Here is a 21,086-nt window from a genome sequence, read left to right as displayed (position 1 = left end):
GGGCCGCTGAGGCCGTGTCAGTGGCCGCCGTGCCCCGGCCGCTGGCGCCCGAACGTCATCACTCCGGGCGGCACCACCACGAAGGGCCGCATCATGCCGGTGCCTTCGTGCTCCAGCAGGTGGCAGTGGTACATGAACCGGCCGTGCGCCCCGGAGAACGCACCCATGACCGAGACCAGCTCTCCCGGCCGCACCCGGAAGACGTCCTTCCAGCCCAGCTCGTTCGCCTCCAGCGGGATGGCGGCGCCCGGCGCGCTGTTGAACGTGACGGGCTCCCCGGCCCGGGTGCCACCGAGCGCCAGGTCGAAGCCGGTGACGACATACGGCTCGCGACGCAGCACCTGAAAGGCCGACAGGTGTATGTGCATCGGGTGGACCGGGCCGCCGAGGTGGAGGAAGCTCCACCGTTCGTACGCCCCGTGCGCCACCTTGAAGGTCAGCGCGTCGTCGAACCTCCGGGCCAACCGGCGGTACGTCGTGCTCCTCCCCTCCGCGTCCGTCAGCTGGATCAGGCCGTCCGACGGCGCTTCCGCCGCTCCCTCGGCGACCGCCGCCATCTCCCATATCTCCGGGTGCCCTCCGCCCCCGGCCGTGCCCGGCGGGGTGAGCACGATCAGCCGGTGCGCGTGCACGTGCGCGGTGTCGTGCGGCAGCCGGCGGAACGAGGACGATATGACGCCGGGCAGCACAAACCCGTCGTGCACCGACGCACGGCCCACCCGGAACTCCATGACCTGCGGAAACGGCACGTCACCCGCCGGGTCCTCCTCGCCCGGCAGCACATTGCGCCCGACGTTGGCCAGCCGCACCCGCTGCCCGCGGAGGGCCCGGAAGTCGATCAGCAGATCCATGCGCTCCGCCGGTGCGATGGTCAGCCGCGGCAGCGTGTCGTCGAAGTCGACGGCAACCGGCTGCGGCATCAGACCGCCGTCCGAACCGATCTGCTTGATGGCCCCGCGCACCGGTGCCCCCTCCTCGTCGATCAGGACCAGATCGAAGATGCGGGCGTTCGACGCGTTCAGCAGGCGGAAGCGGTACCAGCGGGGCTCGACGTCGAAGTACGGCCACAGCACGCCGTTGACCAGGGTGTACGGGCCGGTGAACGGCAGCGTGACCGCCTTTTCCGTCTCCCCCGCCGCCCCTGCCCCGGTCCCGGCCCGCGCCTCCGGAAGCCGCGGCACCTTGTACAGCAGCTCCCCCGTGGGGCGGCCCTGGCCGTCCACCTCGAAATTGCGGTCCATCAGCATCAGCGGGACCTCGTACTTCCCGCGCGGGAGATGCAGCGCATCCTCCTCGGCGTCACGTACGAGATACATCCCGGCGAGGCCCGCATACACGTTCCACCGGGAGAGGTGCAGGGCGTGGTCGTGATACCAGAGCGCGGCGGCGCGCTGGTCGTTCGGATACTCCGACAGCTGGGCGTCGCCGACCGGCACCCCGTTCTCCGGCCAGCCGTCGTTGCCGCCGCCGGTGGCCGCGCCGTGCAGGTGCGTCACCGACCAGGCGGGCAGGTCGGCGACCTCCTTCTCCTCCGCGAATCCCGGCCCGCGGCCGGCCCGCGCGCTGGACGGCACGTCCGCCACGAACCGCGGCGCGTCCCCGGAAACGGCCGGATAGGCGCTGTCGATCCGATTCCGCCAGCTGACGCGGATGCGCTGGCCGCGCCGCACATCGAACGTCGGACCCGGGAAGTGCCCGTCGTAGGCCCACACGTGCGTCGGCGCCATCTGCGAGTGCAGGCGTACCCATGTCGCCCTCAACTGCACCTCGATGTCCTCCCGCAGCCCCGCGCCGCGCCCCGGGCGGAGCGTCGGCGGGATGCGCAGCGGGTCGAGATAAGGCGTCAGCCCGCCGACCGGCTCCGCCTCGGGCCTGGAGTCCCGCAGAACGGCGGGCTCCGGCAGCTCCTCGGCGTCCCGCGGGCCGACGGCCCCCGAGTCGTCGACGGCGTGCATGTAAATGACATCCGGCATGGTCAACCCCCGTGGCATGCCCTGTGCCGCCGACCACCTTCGGCAGCATCCTCTACCCTGCATGACCACTCTTGGCGGTCGTTCGGTTGCCCAGCGAGATCGCCGGTGGGCGCGTTCACCTCTTTTTCCGGCCAGATCGAGACCTGCCCGCTCCGGCGTTCCGCGGCCGCCCGATCCGTCCTGTCCGGCCGCGGCGGGCGGCCGCCGCGAATTTTTCGCGGCCGCGAAGATGGCCGGAAACCGGGCACCCAGCGGGTGCCACTGTCCGCGCCAACCCGCTCGGCCCCGGCGGTCAGCCGGCCCACCGCCCCGGCAGGAAGATGCAGACGAAGACGGCCGGCAGCGGCGCGGCGGGGCAGAGGCAGAGGCAGACGGCGCCGAACCAGGGGCGGCGCAGGCCCCAGGCGGCCAGGCCGATCCACAGGGGCCACCACAGAAACAGGAGGTGCCCGGCGCGCTCAGCGTGAGACCTGATGTACGCCGCCTCGGGGCGGCGCGCGAGCCGGGTCAAAAGTGCGGCCTGGAACTCGAAGGCGCACCGTCGCCCCCGCACGCCGCCCGCGCGGAGGAAGCGCCGCCTTCGCGCTGCCTTCGCGCCGCCTACTCGGCCACCGCCGCGACCGCCTCGATCTCGACCAGCTGGTCGTCGTAGCCGAGCACGGTGACCCCCATCAGCGTGCTGGGAACGTCGTGCTCGCCGAACGCGTCGCGGACCACCTCCCAGGCGGCCACCAAGTCCGCCTGCGAGGAGGAGGCGACGAGCACCCGCGTGCTGATGACGTCCTCGATCGCCGCGCCGGCGTCCGCGAGGGCGACCCGCAGATTGGCGACGGACTTCGCCGCCTGCCCCGCGTAGTCACCGACCGCGGCCGTGGTGCCGTCCCCGTTCAGCGGGCAGGCCCCGGCGAGGAAGATCAGCCGGGCCCCGGCGGGCGCCGTGGCGGCATAGGCATACTCGGCAACGTCGGACAGGGTGGCGGAACGGATCAGGCGGACGGCACGGCTCACGGCGTGCTCCCTCCGAGACGACGGCACGACGCGCCGATTGTCCCAATCACGCACGCCTCACGCGCGTCAGTTTCCCCGTGCGCCCCCAGGGCCGCCGGTTCCGCCCCCGACTGCCGGTGTGGCCGCCCCCACCGATGCCCACCAACCAACCGGCCGACCGGCCGACCGGCCGCCGACACCGCTCCGGTCACGGTGCCGTCCCGGCCGTCGTCTTGCGGGCCAGGAGATGGGCGTGCGGCGTCCGTTCCTCCGCGTCGGGCTCACGCAGCAAGCGGGCCTCCACGGCGAAGCCGACCCCCGCCAGCAGCCCGGCCAGCCGCTCCGGTGTCCACCGGTAGAAGTCGAGGGCTATGGTGCGGCCGAATATCTCTCCCAGGTGCCACGGCTCCTCGCCGACCTGGAAGGCCAGCAGCAGGTGCCCGCCCGGCGCGAGCGCTCGGTGGAACTCCGCGAGGACCGCGGGCAGCTCCTCGCGCGGCGTGTGGATGACCGAATACCAGGCGACGACGCCGCCGAGCGAGCCGTCCGCCGCGCCGAGCGCCGTCATCGTCCCCTCCTCGAACCGCAGCCCCGGATGCTCGCGCCTGGCGAGCGCCACCATCTCCGGCGACAGATCGACGCCGGAGACGGCCACGCCGAGCCCGTGCAAATACGCCGTCACCCTGCCGGGGCCGCACCCGACGTCGATCACCGCGCCGCGGACGACCTCGGCGAACACGCCGAGGATCGCCCGCGCCATCGGCTTGGCCGCCAGCTCCCCCGCGAAGTGCCCGGCGTACTCGGCCGCGATGGCGTCGTACGCCGCCCGGGTCGTGTGCAGGTGGGTCGCTCCACTCATGTTGCGGAGCGTAACCACCCCCACTGACAACGGCCCGCCCGCGGCCCTCAGTGACTGCCGTCCGGCGCCACCCGCGGCCCCGTCACGGGGGTGTTCTGCGCGGCCCTGACGCGCCAGCCGTCCTCCTCGTCCCGCACCAGCGTCATCATCAGAACGGCCTCCATGGGATCGCCGTCCCGCGCCTCGACGGGCCGCCCGTCCGCGTCCGCCGTCCGCTGGCGCGCGTGGACCACGGCGATGCCCCGGGTCAGGAAGACGGTGCTCTCGATCTGATACGTCACGCGAACGTGCTCCAGCACCCCACCCGGCGCGAAGACGAACGCCTGGGCGCGGTAGAGCTGTTCGGCGCCGAACACCAGGCCGCCACCGAAGTTCACGAAGATCGCGTCCCGGCTGAAAAGAGCGTTCATCGCCCGTGCGTCATTGCCGTTGAACGCGGCTCCGTACCGCCGCACAACGTCGGCGATTTCGGCGGTCTCGGCGGTCTCGGCGGTCTCGGGGGCGGGGGATTCGGTCATGGTGCGTTCCGTCCTGTTCCTGGGTGCCGACGGCGGCGGCGGGGCGCGCCGCGGGCGGTGTGCCCGGCCGCCGCCGAGCCTCTTACTTCAACCCCTCTTGAAGTCAACCCCCGAGCGCTCCGGAGTGCAGCAGTACGCGGGCGGCCTCCTTCGCCTGCCGTGCGGGCTCCGCGGAGCCGGTCATGGCGGCGGACACCATCGCGCCGTCGGCCAGCATGGCGATCTGCGCCGCGAGCACGGAGGAGCCGCCGGCCTCCGTGACCAGCTCGCCCAGGCGGTCACGCACCGCCTCCTTGTGCGCGCGTGCGATGTCGGCGACGCCCGCCGAGGTGCCGCCCATCTCGCCGAAGGAGTTGATGAAGACGCAGCCGCGGAAATCCGGCTGCCCGAACCAGTGGTGCAGGTGGTCGAAGAGCGCCAGCACGCGTTCGGCCGGCGACTCCCGTGTCGCCGTGAGTGCCGCGATGTCCGAGCGCACCTCCAGGTCCCTGCGCCGCAACACCGCCTCCACCAGGTCTGTCTTGGACGGGAACAGCTGGTACGCGCGCTTCAGGGACACCCCGGACGCGCCGCGGATGGCGTCCATGCCCACGGCCTGGACGCCGCGTTCGTTGAACAGCGTGGCGGCGGCGTCGAGCAGTCGTTCCCGCGCGGTTTCCGCATCCATTCCCAATCCATTCCCATCCCGGTTTTCTGGACGTCTTGCGTGGAGAACCAGCGTTCTCTAGGGTAGCGGACAGCCGGAGAACGACCGTTCTCCGGTCGTCCGCCCACCCTCGGAGGACCCATGTCCGCGTTCGCCGTCCGCCACCGCACCGCAGTCATCGACGGCCTGACCGTCGCTTACCGGGAGGCCGGCGACCCGGCCCGCCCCACCCTCGTGCTCCTGCACGGCTTCCCGTCCAGCTCGCACATGTACCGCGGCCTCCTCGCCGAACTCGCCGACGCCTACCACCTCGTCGCCCCCGACCACATCGGATTCGGCCAGTCCGACGCGCCGCCCGCCGACGCGTTCGCCTACAGCTTCGAACACCTGACGGAGATCACCCGCAAACTCCTCGACCACCTCGGCCTGGACCGCTTCGCGCTTTACATGCAGGACTACGGAGCACCGATCGGCCTGCGCCTCGCCTCCCGCAGCCCCGCGCGCGTCACCGCGCTGATCAGCCAGAACGGCAACGCCTACACCGAGGGGTTCACGCCCTTCTGGGAGCCGCTGTTCGCGCACGCCAAGGACCGCGCGGCGAACGAAACGGCGATGCGCAACTACCTCACCGCGGAGGCGACGCACTGGCAGTACACGCACGGCGTGCCCGCCGACCGGCTCGAACGGATCTCCCCCGAGAGCTGGACCCTCGACCAGGCCGGGCTCGACCGGCCAGGAAACGACGCCATTCAACTCCAGCTGTTCTGGGACTACCAGTTCAACCTCGACGCCTACCCGGCGTTCCAGGCGTACTTCCGCACCCACCGCCCGCCCACGCTCGTCGCGTGGGGCCGTAACGACGAGATCTTCGCCCCGGCCGGCGCCGAGGCGTACGCCCGCGACCTGCCGGACGCCGAGATCCACCTCCTCGACACCGGCCACTTCGCCCTTGAGACACACGGGCCGGAAATCGCCGCCCTCATCCGCGCATTCCTGCCGCGCGCGCTCGACCGCGATCCGCGGCGCTGAGGACCGGGCGCCAAAACCAGGTGAGCGCCGCCGGGAACGCCCCTACGCTCCACTCCCGATGGCTGACACGGTGGCACGGCAACGGCCCGCTGCCTCCCGGCGCTTCGCCGTGCGTTCACTGCTGCGGTTGTGGCCGTACGTGCGACCGGTGCGGAGGCAGTTGATCTCGGCATCCCTCCTCGCGATCGTCGCGTCGTGCCTCGGCCTGGCCCTGCCGCTGGTGCTGAAGTGGATGGTGGACGGCCCGGTCCGCGACGGGGACACGGCCGGGGTCTGGCTCGGCGGCGGGCTGCTCCTGCTGCTCGGAGCCGCCGAGGCGGGGATCTTCGGGGTACGCCGCCGACTGGTGGCACGCCCGCTGGCCGCGGTCGAGGCGTCGATGCGCGAGGCGTTCCTCCGCCACATCCAGCAACTGCCCCTGTCCGCCCACGACCGGTGGCCGCCGGGCCAGTTGCTGTCGCGCGGCACGGCGGACCTTCAGTCGATCCACGTGTTCCTGGCGGTGCCGCTCACGTTCCTCCCCGTCAACGTGGTGACTCTGCTGGTCGGTTGCGTGCTGCTATTGGCCCAGCAGTGGCTGCTCGGCCTCGTGTTCCTCGCGTCGGCGCTGCCGCTGCTGGCCCTGGGCCCGTTCCTTGAGTCGCGTTACGCACGCGCGTCGCGCCAGTGCGCGAGCAGAACGGTGATCTGACGACGGCGGTGACGGAGTCCGTCCTCGGCATCCGCGTCGTCAAGAGCTTCGGCCACCAGCGCAGCCTGATCCGTGCCTTCCAACGGCGCGCCGCACGACTCCGCGGCACCGAACTGCGCAAGGCCCGCCTGCTCGCGACGCTTTCGGCACTGCTCATGGCACTGCCGGAGGCGGCGCTCGGCGCGGCACTCGCGCTGGGTGCCGTGCAGGTCGCGGACGGGGAGACGTCGGCGGGGACGCTCGTGGCCTTCCTGGCCATCGCGCTGGAACTGCGCCCGGCCATGACGTCGACCGGGCTGCTGCTCGCGATGAGCAGCGAGGCGGCGACGGCGGCCGACCGCTACGCCGACGTGATGGACGAGCCGGCCCCCGCTGAGCCGGCCGACTTTGCCGCGAACCCGAACCCGAACCCGAACCCGAACCCGGACCTCGCACCGGCCCCGGCACCGAACCCGGCACCGGCGGCCCTCGCGTTCGAGAACGTGGCCCTCCGCCACCCGGGCGCGGACGGGCGAGCCGGACGTCCACGTCCTCATCTGGCGGACCGCGCGGTGGTGATCGACGAAGGACGCGTCGTCGAAGACGGCCCGCCCTCCGAACTCCTCGCTCGGCTGGACCCCGGCCTGCTCCCCCGCCGCGCCGTAGTCATGTGACCGCGGAGATACTCGTTACCCGTGTTACCCACCGAGCAATCGGCGGCCGGTCGGCCGGTCCGGCGCTGAACCCGTCGCCGACCGCCGTTCTCCGTCCTATCGTAGAGATGATGGAAGGACTTTCTGGCGCTGTTCTGGTCACTCGTGGCGGAGCGACGATCCTGCGAGCCTCCGCCGGTGTGTCGAACGCCGAGACCGGCGCGATGTGCACACAGGACACCCGGTTCCAGATCGCCTCGGTGAGCAAGCAGTTCACCGCCGCGGCGGCGATGCTTCTGGTCGAGGAGGGGAAAGTCGGCCTCAACGATCCGATCGCCCGTTGGCTGGCCGACTGTCCCGAACGCTGGCGGCGGCTGACCCTGCACCAATTGCTCACCCACACATCGGGTATGGGCCACTGGCAGGACCTCCCCGGCTTTGACATCAACCGGCTGGACGACGCCCGCGAGATCCTCGGCGGGTTCGCGCGCCTGCCCCTGCGCAGCACACCTGGCAGCACGTGGCACTACAGCTCGCCGGGTTACCTGCTGATAGCGCGGATCATCGAGCGGGTCAGCGGGCAGGGGTACGCCGACTTCCTCACCGAGCGAGTCCTCAGGCCCCTCGGCATGACGTCGACATATGTCGGCGAGGCCCCGCCCGAGATGGCGGCATACGGCTACCGGGAAGGCCGGCGAGTGGACGTGGCGAAGTTCGCCGCCCTGCCGGGGCCCGGCGACATCTGGTCGACTGTCGGCGACCTGGCCCTGTACACCGCCGCGTTCAACGCCGGACATCTCCTCACCACCCGCTCGCGTGAGGCGATGGTTACCCCGCACGCCTCCATGGACGGCACCTGGGGCACCCACGGCGCGGCGGTCGCGCGCAGCTACGGCTACGGATACTGCCTCGGCACTCTGGCCGGGCACGCGGCACGCTTTCACCCCGGTGACAACCCGGGATACCAGTCCTTCCTCGGCTGGCTGCCCCGCCTCGACATGACCATCGCGCTCCTGTGCAACGACGAGGAAACCGACATCGACGGCCTTCTGCGGCAGCTCATACCGGCAGCGATCGACAGCTGACGTGAGCAACTTCCGGCGCGAACGGGCCCATGTCCGTGCTGCGCAGACCCGGTCGGCACCTCGGCGGGCACCGTAGATCCTTGCGCGCACGGAAAAGCCCCTGCCGGATTGCTCCGGCAGGGGCTTCGACCTGCGGTGGACCGTTCACCAGTGGCGGGTGCCAGTGACGTTTCGGCGCGCTTATGATCGCTTCCCGGCTGGATGAAGATCCTTTCCCGCCGTCGCCGGTTTCTCCGGAGCGGGGGGCGCGAGCAGCGTTGCCGCGATCTCCCTCGCCCGCTGTGCGGGCTCGGCGGAGCGTTCGCGCAGCGCCGTGACGGTCGCGCCGTCGAGCAGCAGGATGAATCGCTCGGCGAGCGCGGCGGGCTCCGGGTGACCCGCCGAGGCGAGGAGTTCTTCGAGGTACGCGATGACCGAGCGTTTGTGCTCGGCGGCCACCCGGTGGGCGGGGCTGGTGGGGTCGGTGATCTCCACCATGGCGTTGATGGAGGCGCAGCCGCGGAAGTCCTCGGTGGCGAAGCTCTCCGCCAGCGCGTCGAAGACGGCCAGCGGCGAGCCGCCCCGGTCGGCCACCGCCTGCGCCAGCCAGCTCCGCCAGCGTTCGTCGTAGCCACGCAGCATGGTCACGACGAGGTCGTCCTTGCCGTCGAAGTGCCGGTAGAACGAGGCGCGGCCGACGCCTGACTCGGCCAGCAGCCGTTCTACCCCGACCGCACGGATGCCCTCCGCGTAGAAGAGCTTTTCCGCGGCCTGAACCAGGCGTTCCCGGGCTTTTGTCGCCATGGGGCCGAGCGTACCCGGCGTTGGCCAGAAACGGAAACGTTCGGTACCGTTCCGGAAGTCGGAACCGATCGGTTCCGTTATGGGTCGCTGACCAGGAGGCGAGAGGACGCATGTCCACCGAGTCCACCGAGTCCACCGAACTGCCACCGACCGGCGGCCTCGCTGCGCAACAGCCGGCGCGGACAGCCCCCGACGCCGGCCGCTGGGGAGTGCGAGCACTGGCTGTCGGCGTCTTCGTGGTCGGCACCGGGGAGTTCCTCCTCGCCGGGCTGCTGCCCATGCTCAGCGCGTCACTCGACATCCCGATGGCCGTGGCCGGTCAGGTGATCACCGCGTTCGCCCTTACCTGCGCGGTGGCGGCTCCGGTGCTCACCACCCTCACGGCGAGGTGGCCACGGCGCCGTGTGCTGCTGCTCGCCGTGCTCACATATCTCGTCGGCAGCCTGGGCACGGCGCTGGCTCCGTCGTACGCCGTGGTGCTCGCGGCGCAGATCGTGGCCGCCATGGGAGTCGGGGTCCTTGTGCCGACCGCGTCTGTCACCGCCGCCGCGCTGGTGCCGCCCGAACGAGCCGGCCGGGCGATCGCCACCACCGTCACCGGGTTCACCGCCGCCGTCGCGTTCGGGGCGCCGCTCGGCACCATGCTGGGAGAACTGCTCGGCTGGCGGACCACCCTGTGGTTCGCCGCCGCGCTCGCCGCCCTCGGCATGCTCGGAATACGGGCACTGCTGCCCCGCGACCTCTCCGTTCCCGCCCCCGCGGGGCTGCGGCAGCGGCTGCTGCCCCTCACCCAAGGGCGGGTCCTCGCCGTATTGGGCACGACGCTCGTCGGCTTCACCGCCGTCTACATTCCCTATACCTACATCGGAGCGGTGTTCGAGCCCGCGACGTCCGGCGACGGCATCCGCCTGTCCGTTCTGATGTTCGCGCTCGGAGCCATCGGCACGGTCGGGAACCTCGCCGCCGGTGCCCTCGCCGACCGGATCGGCAGCCGACGCGTGGTGGCGGCAGCGCTGACCTGGTTGACCGTCAGCCTGCTCGTTCTCCCGCTCACCACCTCGCACTTCGCGGCAGCGATCGCGCTGATCCTCTGCTACGGCGTCGCGGCCTTCGCGATCACGACTCCCCAGCAGCACCGCCTACTCGCCCTCGACCCCGGCTCGGCCTCCGTGCTGATCTCCCTCAACCAGGCCATCCTCTACGTGGCCATCGCCCTGTCCGGAGCCATCGGCGGCATCGGGATCGCCTGGGGCGGCACCAACAACCTCAGCCTCATCGCCGCAGCACTCGCCGCCCTCGCGCTCGGCCTGTCCCACCTGGCCCACCGCCTGGCAACCCGGCCGACCGCCCCACCCCTCAGCTGACCACCGCCCGGTCCACCTCGAACAAGCCCCGGAAACGCCAAGATCCCGCCCGATCGGATCGATCCGATCGATCGGATCGATCCGATCGGACGGGATCTCGTCAACCGCTCACACCTGGACTCGTGAACGGTCCTTGCGGTGGGGTGTTCACGAGTAGGTCTGACCAGCGCGTTCTCGGCCCTTCGAAGATCGTTCCCCAGATCGACCAAGATCGCTCCCCAGGCCCGGCTGGTCCGGAGTGAGCCGGGCGGCACCCGGCAGCCGAGGACGTCATCGCGTGCGTCAGGGAGCGGATGACCGCCCGCTGCCGACGAGGCGGTGCCGACCGAGACCGTATTGCGGAGGTCGTACACGTGGTCGCGGTGGACGCGGGCACCGTCGCGCACCTTGCGGCGGGCTCCCTTCCGGCGGGAAAGCGATGAGCAAGCGTGCCGAACGGAACACCTGGCGACTTCGTACCCGCTGGTCTTGACCCTGTCGACGACGCCAGGGATGGCGTCCCGCCGGGTGGTGTAGCCGATCATGGATGCGGTGTGCCCGGGGCGTGCGCCCAGTGAGGGTGTCCGCTACCTGCGCATAGGGCAGGCCATCGTGTAAATCTCCCTGGTGGACGGCCAGTCCTCCCTGCGGAGGTGCCCGATGGGATTGTCCCAGTCTGACCTACGCTTGCTGGAGTCACTACGCACGTTCGACGGGATCGATCGTGCGCGGACCCGATGTGCTCGATGTCCCGCGACCCACGACGCGAGGAGTGCACGATCTGCACCGCCCGAGCACCCGAGGCGGTCCTCACGGTGCGAATGTACGGGGCCACCCCCACACCCCAGGGCCACGATTCAGTGCGCAACTTCGCCTCTGCCTCGCCATGAACCTGCAGCTCAGCAGCCCGCACGCTCACCCGCTCACCCGCTCACCCGCGAAACGTGGCCCAAGTCAGATTTTAGACCACAGGCCGGGACCACTTTCGGAGTTCAGAGGTCATCGACTGGGCGGAGATGTCGTCCCCGGGCCTCCGCCTCCACCGTCACGCGGCGACGGATACACGGCGGCGGTGCGGCTTCCCATGCGTGTCCACCGTCATCTGGCCTGTCTGGACACGCTGATACACAACTGAGCGGTTGCCGCGTCGCGACTGATACGCGGGAGAGACCTGCTGGTAGACCGCTGGGGCCAGGGTGAGGCCGGACGGGACGGCTGACCGCTGTCCCCCAGCAGCAGCCTGCCGGAGCGATGGCTGGCGGCAGACGAGAGGGGAGACACGCATGCACATGTTGAGATACCGAAGGGCGGTCGGCGCGTTGATGACGGGGATCGCGCTCGCCGCGATCCTTGTGGCCCCCTCGCCGGCGCAGGCCGTCGTGGGAGGCACCGAGTCCACCCATGCTTACTCGTTCATGGGCTCGTTCCAGCTGTCCTACCCCGCCCCGCCGCGCCCGGACCAGCACGGTTGCGGGGTGGCGGTCCTTGCGCCGCAGTGGGTCCTGACCGCCAGTCATTGCGCCGGGAGGAACCCAACTAATGCGAAGGTGGGTGTCCCGCGTGACTGGACGGTCCGGGTCGGGTCACTGGACACCACCTCCGGAGGCGAGGTCGCCGAGGTCGACCATTACTACCGGCTGGCGACCAGTCGCGACGAAGGGGGGTTCTGGGGCCGTGACCTCGCGTTGCTGCACCTGCGGACCCCGGTTCGGGCCGAGCCGGTGCGGATCGCCTCGACCACGCCGCCGGACAACACGCCCGTCCGCATCTTGGGCTGGGGCATGACTTGCGACGACATCAACAACGCGGCCTGTTTCCCCACGCGGCTGCGGGAGGCTGACACTGTGGTGCAGCCGATCTCGACGTGTCCGTCAGCCGAGCCCAGCGGAGAGCTGTGTATCGGCAGCCGCGACGGCAGTGTCGCCGCGTCAAACATGGACTCCGGTGGGCCTGCGCTGGTCCGCGACGGCGACCAGTGGGCCCTGGCCGGTGTGGTCAGCGGCCCCGACGCAAGCGGCAAGACGCTGTTCACCGACGCCACCAGGCATGCCGACTGGATCAACGGCATCATCACGGGCACCAACGTGCCCCCCGATGATCTGATCCCGGACGTGGAAGGCTCGGTGGACCTGGGCGGCTGTGCGGGCTCGGTGGTCCGCACCCCCACCTCCCGGCCGCAGGACCCGGCGCTGGTGCTGACCAACGGTCACTGCGTGCAAGGACAGCGGCCCGCGCCCGGGACCGCGATAGTGGATCAGCCGGCCGATCGCGAGGTGCCTATTGCCGACCGTCAGGGCTATCCCCAAACCACCGCCCATACGGAACGGCTGGTGTACGCGACGATGACCGGCACCGACATCGCGCTCTATCGCCTGGACAAGACCTACGGACAGTTGGCGGCCGAAGGCGCGAAGATCTTCCAACTCACCTCCACGCCCGTGCGCGCAGGTGACCCACTGACCGTGGCGTCCCTCGGCATCCGCTACCACTGCACCGCCGAGGCCGTGGTCCCGCACCTGCGGGAGGGCGGCTACCAGCAGAACAACTCGATCCGGTACGCCAGCAGCGAAAACTGCGGCCCCGGGCACGGCGACTCCGGTTCGGCGCTGCTGGCCTCCGACGGCACCACGGTCGTGGGAATCCACAACACCCACAACGCCGACGGCGAGCAATGCACCGACAACAACCCCTGTGAAGTGGGCCAGAACGGGGAAGTGACCTCCACGCAGGGCCGTCGTTATGGCCAGCAGGTTTACATGATCACGGCCTGCCTGGCCGAGGGATCAGAACTTGACCTGTCCCGCCAGGGCTGCACACTCACCGGCTGACCCGGCCCCGGCGTGGGCGCGATGGAGGCAGAATTCATCAGGCCGGGGCCCCCGCCGCATGATGGACCTCCAGCGCCTACGTCGTCTGATGGGGAGAGATGTCAGTTCCAGTGGCCGGGGGAAACGCCCTGGCGCCCGTGGCGATCCTGCTCATCGAGGACGACGAGGTGATCCGCAGATCGGTCACCATGGCGCTGGAGCGCTACGGCTACCGTGTCACCTCCGCCGGTGACGGCTTGACCGGACTCGAACTGTTCCGGGAAGGCCGCCACGACCTGCTGCTGCTCGACGTGATGCTGCCCGGCCTCGACGGCATCGGGCTGTGCCGTCGGGTCAGGGAGACCAGCATGGACCCGATCCTGATGATGTCCGCGCGCGGCGACGCCCTGGACGTGGTCTCCGGCTTGGAGGCGGGCGCCGACGACTACGTGGTCAAACCCGTCGACACCGCGGTGCTGGTGGCCCGGATCCGCTCGCTGCTGCGGCGGGCGACCTTCAGCCCTGCGGCGCGGCCGGAGGATGCCGATCGTCCGGCCAAACGCGCTCCGCTGGTCTTCGGCGACCTGACCATCGACACCGCCGGCCTTGAGGTGTTTCATGCGGGCGAACCGGTCGCGCTGGCCCCCTCCGAGCTGCGGCTCCTGCTGGAGTTCGCCGCGAACCCCGGCGTCGTTCTGGACCGGCAGATGCTGCTGCGCAACGTGTGGGAATATGGCTGGCACGGCGACAGCCGCGTGGTCGACCTGTGCGTCCAGCGGCTGCGGAGGAAGATCGGCGCCGAGCGGATCCAGACCGTCCGCGGGTTCGGCTACAAGTTGCGGCGCTGACATGGACACGCTGCACGATCTGCTGAACTGGCGTTCGTTGCGCTGGAAGATCGCTGTGCTTGTCGCTGTGGCCTGCTGCGCCATCGCGCTGACTGCCGGGGTGCTGGTCCACCGCAGCGTCCTGGCCCGGTCGATGAACGACGGCAGCGCCAAGGCCGTGACGGAGCTGTCCCTGGCCCTGCAGGCCTACGAGCGGGACGGCGCCCCGCCCGACTGGCTTCGGATGTCGCCCGGGGTCATGCCCGACGAGCTGCTGCGCCGGCTCCGGGACCCGCAGGGCCTGAGGGACGGGTATGCCACCTGGTACGACGGTGACGGCCCCGGGGATCATCCCTCGATGTGGGCGGCGCAGACGTACAGGGGCAGCCCCGTGGCGGTGGAGGTCGACATGACGTCCGACCTGCTCACCCGGCGCGCCCTGGACCGGAACCTGTGGAAGTACTCCCTCGTCGCGCTGGCCGTCGTCGTACCGCTGTCGGCGCTCGCCGCGGAACTGCCCAACCGCAGGCTGCGGCGGGTGGCGTGGACCGCACGGCGGATCGCGGCCGGTGACCTGGCCGCCAGGACCGCTGCCAGTGCCCCGTCCGGGAACCTTTGTCCCAGGAGCCGCGTCGTCAGGCGCGGTCAGCTGCAAGGCGGAGGGCCGCCCTCGTACGCATGGGGGTCCCCCCAGGCCCTCAGGGGCCTGGGGGAGTACTCGGGCGAGCCCGACAACGCAGCTGATGGCCGTACATGGCGGCGCGGCGGGGCAAAGGTTCCCGGGCGGGCCACTAGCCGCCGCGGCGACGAGATCGCCGAGATCTCTGCCACCGTCGATTCGATGGCCGACAGCCTGCTCGCGCGGCTGCTGGCCGAGCAGCGCTTCACCGCCGACGTCGCCCACGAACTGCGCACCCCGCTGATGGGTCTGGTCACCGCGAGCGAGTTGCTCCCCGAGGGGGAGGCCACGGATCTGGTCAGGGACCGGGTGGGGGTGCTGCGGACCCTGGTGGAGAACCTGCTGGAGATCTCCCGGCTCGACGCGGGCGCCGAGCGGGCCGACCTGGGACCCGTTCCGCTCGCCGAGGCGGTCCGGGAGTCGCTGGTCCGCACCGGGCTGCAGACACAGCTCACCACGGCTGGCGCCCTGTCCGCCGAGACCGACCCGCGTCGGCTCGACAGGATCGTCGCCAACCTGATCGTCAACGCCCACCGGCACGGTCGCGCCCCCGTTGAGGTCGAGGTGGCGGGGACCTGCGTGACCATACGGGACCACGGCCCGGGCTTCTGCCGCGAACTGCTCGCCGACGGGCCCCAACGGTTCCACACCGGGGCGTCGGAACGCGGCCGAGGCCACGGCCTTGGGCTGACCATCGCGCTCGGCCAGGCCCAGGTCATCGGGGCGTCGCTGTCCTTCGCCAACGCGCCCGATGGCGGGGCCGTCGCCACGCTTCGCCTCCCGGCGGCCGACTGACGCGTCACGGAACGCCGCACGGCACGGCGGGCCACGGCGCCACGCAACCGACGCGCCGCCGGCTTTGATACCGGGGGGAGTTGTGGACGGACAACGGGTTCGTGTTCACCACCCGGTGCGGGACTCCGGTGGAGCCGCGGAACTTCAACCGGCAGCTCGCCGCGCGGGCCGACAAGGCGGGGGTGCGGCGCATCCGGCTGCACGACACCCGGCACACCCGCGCATCGCCATGCAGATCCTCCGGCACAGCAAGATCGCGGTCACCATGGAGGTGTACACGCACGTCCCGTCCGAGGCGACGCGCAAGGCGCTGCGGAAGCTCGGCAGGCAACTGGGCGGCGCCTAGCAGAGCCGTTGCTGTACTTCGCTGCTTGCACGCACGCGAAAGCCCCCGCCGATCGAGATCGGCGGGGGCTCCCGTCTGCCGTTCCACCTGGTTCTGGGAACGGTCCTTGCTGTGGACCTGAGGGGATTTGAACCCCTGACCCCCTCGTTGCGAACGAGATGCGCTACCAGGCTGCGCTACAGGCCCGTGTTCCGCAGAAACTGTAGCACTCCGCCGGGGGTGGTCCGAAATCCGTTCTTGGGGCTACTCGCCCGCCGCGCGGCGGCGGTCCTCGTCGGCGTACTGGTCGAAGAGGGGAGTGCGCTGTGGGGCTTTCGTGTCGGCCGTGCGCGGGGCGGGCGGGGTGCCTGCCGTGGTGGAGCGGGCGGCGCTCCAGGTGTCGGGGGCGTCGAGGTCGACGCCGCGTGTGGTGCGGGGGGCGACCGGGGCGTTCACGTAGGTGGGGACGGGGACGGGGGCCGGGTCCCAGCCCTCCTGTTCGTCCTCGGGCGGCCGGGTGCGGCGGCGCTGCTGGTCGACCCACTCGGCGTGATCCGTCTGTTCGACCACGGCCGCCGCGGGCTTTTCCGGAACGGCTGCCGCGCTGCGCTGGGTGCGTTCGTGCAGCCGCCGGGCGGCCTCTTCGGCGCGGCGGCGGTCGAGGGCGACCGCGTAGCGGCGCCGCTCCTGTCTGCGCACGTGCACGACGTAGGCGGTGAGCAGCACGGCGGGGATGGCCGGGAGCCACAGGTAGCCGGAGCCGGCGGTGAGGGCGAAGATGCCGCTGAGGGTGAACGTGAGGAGGAGCGCCATGGTCGTGCGCCGCCTGCGGGCGAGGACTTTGGCACGCGGGTTCGGGGTGGCGGCCGGTTTCGGCTGGCTGACGGGCTCGGCGAAGGCCCGGACGTCGGCGGAGACGTCCGGGGGTGCGGCCTCGGCCGGCTCCTCGTTCGCCGGGGCCGCTGCCGCGCGTTTGCCGCGCGTCAGCAGCCTGATGGCGGTGCTGAAGCGTTCCGTGGGACGGGCTTCGTTCAGCTCGTCCTGTCTGCGGAGCCACATCGGCACGAGATAGGCGGCCCAGGCCCCCACGATCATTGCGAAGATGAGGCCACTGCTGCTCACGCTCACACCGTAGAGGGGTTTGCGTGAGTCCATCTGCCAAATAGCGCGGTGTGTCGCACGATCAGGCCGTCATCCCGGGTATTTCTTCGTATTGTCGCGCTGATTCGAACATATATTTCATTTCTGAGGGGTGCTATCACGGTGCCAGCGGGCGAGCAGGCCCTGGGGCACCTCCTCGACCGTCAGGGCGAAGACCAGGTGGTCGCGCCAGGCGCCGTCGATATGCAGATAACGGGGGCGCACGCCTTCCTCACGGAATCCCAGTTTTTCCACCACACGGCGGCTCGGCGCGTTCTCCGGGCGAATGCAGATCTCCACCCGGTGCAGACCGAGGGAGCGGAAACAGTGGTCCGTGGCCAGGGCGACGGCCGTCGGCATAACGCCGCGGCCGGCCACCGCCTGGTCGATCCAGTAGCCGATGTGCGCGGAACACATCGAGCCCCAGGTGATGCCCGCAACCGTCAACTGGCCGGCCAGACGCCCCTGATGGACGACGACGAACGGCAGCATGCGCCCCGACTGCGCCTCGGCGCGCAGGTGTCTGACCATCTGCCGGAACGTCGGCCGGCGGGGCGGCAGGTGGCCGGGCGGCGGGGGCGGGATCGTGGCTTCCCAGGGGCGCAGCCAGTCGCGATTGCGCTGGTTGACCTCGCGCCAGGCGCGGTGGTCGCGTCGGCGGATGGGCCGGAGGGCAACGTCGCCGTCCGTCAGCTCCACGGACCACGGATGCGCGTTCACGGCCGGTGATCGCCGCCGTTCAGCTGGTCCACGGCGTGCCGCAGCAGCGGGCGCAGCACCGCGAGCCCGTCCTTGACCCCGCCCGTTGAACCGGGGAGGTTGACGACGAGGGTGGCGCCCGCGACTCCGGCGAGGCCGCGGGACAGCGCGGCCGTCGGGACCTTCGCGAGGCCCGCGGCGCGGATCGCCTCGGCGATGCCGGGGATCTCGTAGTCCAGCACGCGCCGCGTCATCTCCGGCGTGCGGTCGGTGGGCGAGATGCCGGTGCCGCCGGTGGTGAGGACGGCGTCGTAGCCCGCGGCGACGGCGGCGCGCAGCGCGGCCTCGACCGGCTCGCCGTCGGGCACGACCTGCGGCCCTTCGGCGGCGAAGCCGAGGTCGTCGAGCGCCGCCACCAGCAGCGGCCCCGTGGTGTCGGCGTAGACGCCGGCCGAGGCGCGGTTCGACGCGGTGATCGCCAGCGCGCGGTAGCGGTCCTGGGCAGAGGCGGGGATCATCCGGCGCGGCTCCAGTCGCCCGAGGAGCCGCCGGACTTCTCCTCGACGCGCACGTCGGTGATCACCGCGCCCTTGTCGACGGCCTTCACCATGTCGACGACGGTCAGGGCGGCGACGCCGACCGCGGTCAGCGCCTCCATCTCCACTCCGGTGCGGTCGGTCGTGCGAACGGTCGCGGTGATCTCCACGGCGTCGTCCGCGACGTCGAGCCGCACCGATACGCCGGAGAGGGCCAGGGGGTGGCACAGCGGGATCAGCTCGGGGGTGCGTTTGGCGCCCATGATCCCGGCGATCCGCGCGGTGGCCAGCGCGTCCCCCTTGGGCATGCCCTCGCCGCGCAGCAGCTCGACGACCCGTGGCGCGACGAGCACCCGGCCGGTGGCTCTGGCGGTGCGCGCGGTGACGTCCTTGCCCGACACGTCGACCATCCGGGCGGCCCCGGACGCGTCGATGTGCGTGAGGTGCGGGGTGCTCATGAGCAGCTACGGTACCCCTCGCTCAGCCGAGCAGCACCACCGTCAGTTCGGCTCCGGGCACGACCTCCGTCACCGTTTCCGGGATTTCGATGAGCGCGTCGGCCTGTGCGAGTGCCGCGACGAGGTGGGAGCCGGCGCCGCCGACCGGCCGGACCGTTCCCTCGGCCGCCAGGTGGGCGCCGCGCAGGTACTGCCGCCGGCCGGCGGGGGAGGACAGGGGCGCGTCGGTGACCAGCCGGGCCGTGGTGCGCGGCCGGTGCAGGGCGGCGCCGGTGTGCCCGGCCATGGCGCGCAGCGCGGGGCGCACGAAGAGCTCGAACGAGACGTAGGCGCTGACCGGATTGCCCGGCAGGGCGAACAGCGGGACGCGGCCGGGCCCGATCAGGCCGAAGCCCTGCGGTTTGCCCGGCTGCATCGCCAGCCGCCGGAACTCGGCCTCCCCTTCGAGGGCTTCCTTGACGACGTCGTAGGCCCCGACGCTGACGCCGCCGCTGGTGACGACGAGGTCGGCGCGGCCGAACTGGTCGTCCAGGGTGGCGCGCAGCGTGTCCGCGTCGTCGGCCACGGCCGCGGCGCGGTAGGCGACGGCCCCCGCGGCGCGGGCCGCGGCGGTGAGCATGAAACCGTTGGAGTCGTGGACGCGGCCGGGCGCGAGCGGCCGGCCGGGCGCGGTGAGTTCGCTGCCGGTGGACAGGACGACGACGCGCGGGCGGGGGCGGACCGGCACGGCGGCCCGGCCTATCGCGGCGAGCAGCCCCAACTGCGGCGCGCCCAGCACGGTGCCCGCCGGCAGTGCCACGGTGCCGGGCGCCGCGTCGCTGCCGCGCCCGCGGATGTGGGCGCCCGCGGCGGCGGGGCGGTGGACGCGGACCTCGGGCCCGTGCGCGCGCCCCGTCATGGCCACGGCGGGGCCAGCGCCGGTGCCGCCGTCGGTCCATTCGACGGGGACGACGGCCTGGGCGCCGGGCGGCAGAGGCGCGCCGGTCATGATGCGCGCGGCCTCGCCTGGGCCGATGGCGGGCAGGTCGCCGCTGCCCGCGGCGATGTCACCGATGACGCGGAGTACGGCGGGGAACGCGTCCGTGGCCGTTTCGACGTCCGCGGTGCGCACCGCGTATCCGTCCATGGAGCTGTTGTCGAACGGGGGCAGTGCGTCGTGCACGGCCACGTCCTCGACGAGGACGCAGCCGTCCGCGTCGAGAAGCGGCAGGTCGATGGGGGCGAGGGGGCGGACGGCCGCGAGCACGTCGTCGCGGTGCTCGTCCACGGACCAGACGTCAGTCAATCTGGGGCATCTCCTCGCTGACATAGGTCCGCAGCCAGCTCCTGAACTCCGGGCCGAGGTCCGGTCGTTCGCAGGCGAGGCGGACGATGGAACGCAGGTAGTCGCCGCGGTCGCCCGTGTCGTAGCGGCGGCCCTTGAAGACCACACCGTAGACGGGGCCCGCGGCGGCGGACTCGCGGGCCATGGTCTGGAGCGCGTCGGTGAGCTGGATCTCGCCGCCGCGGCCCGGGGGCGTGCGGTCGAGCACCTCGAACACGCCCGGGTCGAGGACGTAGCGGCCGATGATCGCGAGGTTGCTGGGGGCGTCGGCCGGGTCGGGCTTCTCGACGAGGCCGGTGACGCGCATGACGCCGTCGGCGACGGGGTCGACGGAGGCGGCGCCGTAGAGGTGGATCTGCTCGGGGTCGACCTCCATCAGCGCGATGACGCTGCCGCCGTGCTCGGCCTGCGCCTCGATCATGCGGGTCAGGAGCGGGTCGCGGGGGTCGATCAGGTCGTCACCGAGGAGAACGGCGAACGGCTGGTCGCCGACGTGCGGCTCGGCGCACTGGACGGCGTGCCCGAGGCCCTTGGGGTCGCCCTGGCGGACGTAGTGGATGGTGGCGAGCGCGGTGGACTGCTGGACGCGGGAAAGCCGTTCGGAATCGCCCTTACGGCGCAGTGCGTCCTCCAGCTCGTAGTTCCGGTCGAAGTGGTCCTCGACCGGTCGCTTGTTGCGGCCGGTGATCATGAGTACGTCGGTGAGCCCGGCGGCCGTCGCCTCTTCCACCACATACTGGATCGCGGGCTGGTCGACGACCGGCAGCATCTCCTTGGGAGTGGCCTTCGTGGCGGGCAGAAACCGTGTGCCGAGCCCGGCGGCGGGAATGACAGCCTTGCTGATCCGGGGGCGTGGTGACGTCATGGCGGTCACTTTATCCATCCGGTGTGCGGGCACCGAGCACTGCCGAAGTGCGTCGTGTTATGGGAGGAATCGATTTGAGAAATGT

Annotated in this window: 22 protein-coding genes and 1 tRNA gene; 9 read left to right on the top strand and 14 right to left on the bottom strand. The window is 71.4% G+C overall.

All coding sequences use genetic code 11. The features are described from left to right. Window positions 1-17: 17 nt before the first annotated feature. The 6 genes from RM779_RS04345 to RM779_RS04320 all read right to left on the bottom strand — a co-directional run bounded on the left by RM779_RS04345 (window position 18) and on the right by RM779_RS04320 (window position 5,004). A complete protein-coding gene (locus tag RM779_RS04345; protein WP_311615954.1) occupies window positions 18-1,973 on the bottom strand; it encodes a multicopper oxidase family protein in 1,956 nt (651 codons plus the stop codon). 292 nt (window positions 1,974-2,265) lie between these two features. Continuing rightward, window positions 2,266-2,484 carry a hypothetical protein gene (locus RM779_RS04340; RefSeq protein WP_311615951.1) on the bottom strand — a complete coding sequence of 73 codons (219 nt, stop codon included), beginning with the start codon at window positions 2,482-2,484 and terminating at the stop codon, window positions 2,266-2,268. 89 nt (window positions 2,485-2,573) lie between these two features. After that, window positions 2,574-2,981, bottom strand: coding sequence for a RidA family protein (locus RM779_RS04335; RefSeq protein ID WP_077060878.1), 408 nt, complete (start codon window positions 2,979-2,981; stop codon window positions 2,574-2,576). Between the two features lie 187 nt (window positions 2,982-3,168). Next, complete coding sequence (locus RM779_RS04330) at window positions 3,169-3,819, bottom strand: class I SAM-dependent DNA methyltransferase (protein ID WP_311615948.1); 651 nt, start codon at window positions 3,817-3,819, stop codon at window positions 3,169-3,171. A gap of 47 nt (window positions 3,820-3,866) precedes the next feature. After that, on the bottom strand, window positions 3,867-4,337 hold the full coding sequence (locus tag RM779_RS04325; RefSeq protein WP_311615946.1) for an SgcJ/EcaC family oxidoreductase: 471 nt from the start codon (window positions 4,335-4,337) through the stop codon (window positions 3,867-3,869). 103 nt (window positions 4,338-4,440) lie between these two features. Beyond that, complete coding sequence (locus RM779_RS04320; RefSeq protein ID WP_311615944.1) at window positions 4,441-5,004, bottom strand: TetR/AcrR family transcriptional regulator; 564 nt, start codon at window positions 5,002-5,004, stop codon at window positions 4,441-4,443. 120 nt (window positions 5,005-5,124) lie between these two features. Between RM779_RS04320 and RM779_RS04315 the strand changes: the two genes are divergently transcribed. The 4 genes from RM779_RS04315 (at window position 5,125) to RM779_RS04305 (ending at window position 8,420) form a co-directional block, all read left to right on the top strand. Then, entirely contained in the window at window positions 5,125-6,012 is an 888-nt protein-coding gene (locus RM779_RS04315) for an alpha/beta fold hydrolase (RefSeq protein ID WP_311615942.1), read from the top strand. Between the two features lie 58 nt (window positions 6,013-6,070). After that, window positions 6,071-6,703: an ABC transporter transmembrane domain-containing protein gene (locus tag RM779_RS33630; RefSeq protein WP_394813215.1), complete on the top strand. Its 633-nt coding sequence runs from the start codon at window positions 6,071-6,073 to the stop codon at window positions 6,701-6,703. Continuing rightward, on the top strand, window positions 6,679-7,356 hold the full coding sequence (locus RM779_RS33625; RefSeq protein ID WP_394813214.1) for an ABC transporter transmembrane domain-containing protein: 678 nt from the start codon (window positions 6,679-6,681) through the stop codon (window positions 7,354-7,356). Before RM779_RS33630 ends, RM779_RS33625 begins: the two co-directional genes overlap by 25 nt. Before the next feature lie 107 nt (window positions 7,357-7,463). Further along, window positions 7,464-8,420 (top strand): serine hydrolase domain-containing protein, encoded by a 957-nt coding sequence (locus RM779_RS04305; protein ID WP_311616508.1) that lies wholly within the window; start codon window positions 7,464-7,466, stop codon window positions 8,418-8,420. A gap of 180 nt (window positions 8,421-8,600) precedes the next feature. Here RM779_RS04305 and RM779_RS04300 read toward each other — a convergent pair whose 3' ends face one another. Beyond that, the gene (locus RM779_RS04300; protein WP_311615940.1) at window positions 8,601-9,203 is read right to left on the bottom strand and encodes a TetR/AcrR family transcriptional regulator; all 603 of its coding nucleotides are present in this window, start codon (window positions 9,201-9,203) and stop codon (window positions 8,601-8,603) included. Between the two features lie 110 nt (window positions 9,204-9,313). Here RM779_RS04300 and RM779_RS04295 point away from each other — a divergent pair, with 110 nt between their 5' ends. From RM779_RS04295 to RM779_RS04275, 5 genes are all read left to right on the top strand, one after another. Then, on the top strand, window positions 9,314-10,567 hold the full coding sequence (locus RM779_RS04295; RefSeq protein WP_311615938.1) for an MFS transporter: 1,254 nt from the start codon (window positions 9,314-9,316) through the stop codon (window positions 10,565-10,567). Window positions 10,568-11,829: 1,262 nt separating this feature from the next. Further along, window positions 11,830-13,374: a serine protease gene (locus RM779_RS04290; RefSeq protein ID WP_311615936.1), complete on the top strand. Its 1,545-nt coding sequence runs from the start codon at window positions 11,830-11,832 to the stop codon at window positions 13,372-13,374. A 98-nt stretch (window positions 13,375-13,472) separates the two neighbouring features. Continuing rightward, entirely contained in the window at window positions 13,473-14,201 is a 729-nt protein-coding gene (cseB, locus tag RM779_RS04285) for a two-component system response regulator CseB (RefSeq protein WP_311615934.1), read from the top strand. A 1-nt stretch (window position 14,202) separates the two neighbouring features. After that, a complete protein-coding gene (locus RM779_RS04280) occupies window positions 14,203-15,654 on the top strand; it encodes a sensor histidine kinase (RefSeq protein ID WP_311615932.1) in 1,452 nt (483 codons plus the stop codon). A 229-nt stretch (window positions 15,655-15,883) separates the two neighbouring features. Further along, complete coding sequence (locus RM779_RS04275; protein WP_311615930.1) at window positions 15,884-16,000, top strand: integrase; 117 nt, start codon at window positions 15,884-15,886, stop codon at window positions 15,998-16,000. Window positions 16,001-16,112: 112 nt separating this feature from the next. Here the strand turns inward: RM779_RS04275 and RM779_RS04270 are convergent. The 7 genes from RM779_RS04270 to galU all read right to left on the bottom strand — a co-directional run bounded on the left by RM779_RS04270 (window position 16,113) and on the right by galU (window position 21,001). Continuing rightward, window positions 16,113-16,186: transfer RNA gene (locus RM779_RS04270), tRNA-Ala, on the bottom strand. Window positions 16,187-16,243: 57 nt separating this feature from the next. Next, window positions 16,244-17,101 carry a divisome protein SepX/GlpR gene (gene sepX, locus RM779_RS04265; RefSeq protein ID WP_311615928.1) on the bottom strand — a complete coding sequence of 286 codons (858 nt, stop codon included), beginning with the start codon at window positions 17,099-17,101 and terminating at the stop codon, window positions 16,244-16,246. 117 nt (window positions 17,102-17,218) lie between these two features. Continuing rightward, complete coding sequence (locus RM779_RS04260; protein WP_311615926.1) at window positions 17,219-17,839, bottom strand: GNAT family N-acetyltransferase; 621 nt, start codon at window positions 17,837-17,839, stop codon at window positions 17,219-17,221. After that, window positions 17,836-18,336: a MogA/MoaB family molybdenum cofactor biosynthesis protein gene (locus RM779_RS04255; RefSeq protein ID WP_311615924.1), complete on the bottom strand. Its 501-nt coding sequence runs from the start codon at window positions 18,334-18,336 to the stop codon at window positions 17,836-17,838. Before RM779_RS04255 ends, RM779_RS04260 begins: the two co-directional genes overlap by 4 nt. Next, a complete protein-coding gene (moaC, locus tag RM779_RS04250) occupies window positions 18,333-18,812 on the bottom strand; it encodes a cyclic pyranopterin monophosphate synthase MoaC (protein ID WP_311615922.1) in 480 nt (159 codons plus the stop codon). The genes RM779_RS04255 and moaC overlap by 4 nt, the downstream gene beginning before the upstream one ends. A 22-nt stretch (window positions 18,813-18,834) precedes the next feature. Beyond that, window positions 18,835-20,121: a molybdotransferase-like divisome protein Glp gene (gene glp / locus RM779_RS04245; protein WP_394813213.1), complete on the bottom strand. Its 1,287-nt coding sequence runs from the start codon at window positions 20,119-20,121 to the stop codon at window positions 18,835-18,837. Then, window positions 20,090-21,001: a UTP--glucose-1-phosphate uridylyltransferase GalU gene (galU, locus tag RM779_RS04240; RefSeq protein ID WP_311615918.1), complete on the bottom strand. Its 912-nt coding sequence runs from the start codon at window positions 20,999-21,001 to the stop codon at window positions 20,090-20,092. Before galU ends, glp begins: the two co-directional genes overlap by 32 nt. Between the last annotated feature and the right edge of the window lie 85 nt (window positions 21,002-21,086).

This window comes from Streptomyces johnsoniae, from assembly GCF_031845565.1.
Taxonomy (GTDB): domain Bacteria; phylum Actinomycetota; class Actinomycetes; order Streptomycetales; family Streptomycetaceae; genus Streptomyces; species Streptomyces johnsoniae.
This window is presented reverse-complemented; position numbering and strand designations above follow the sequence as displayed.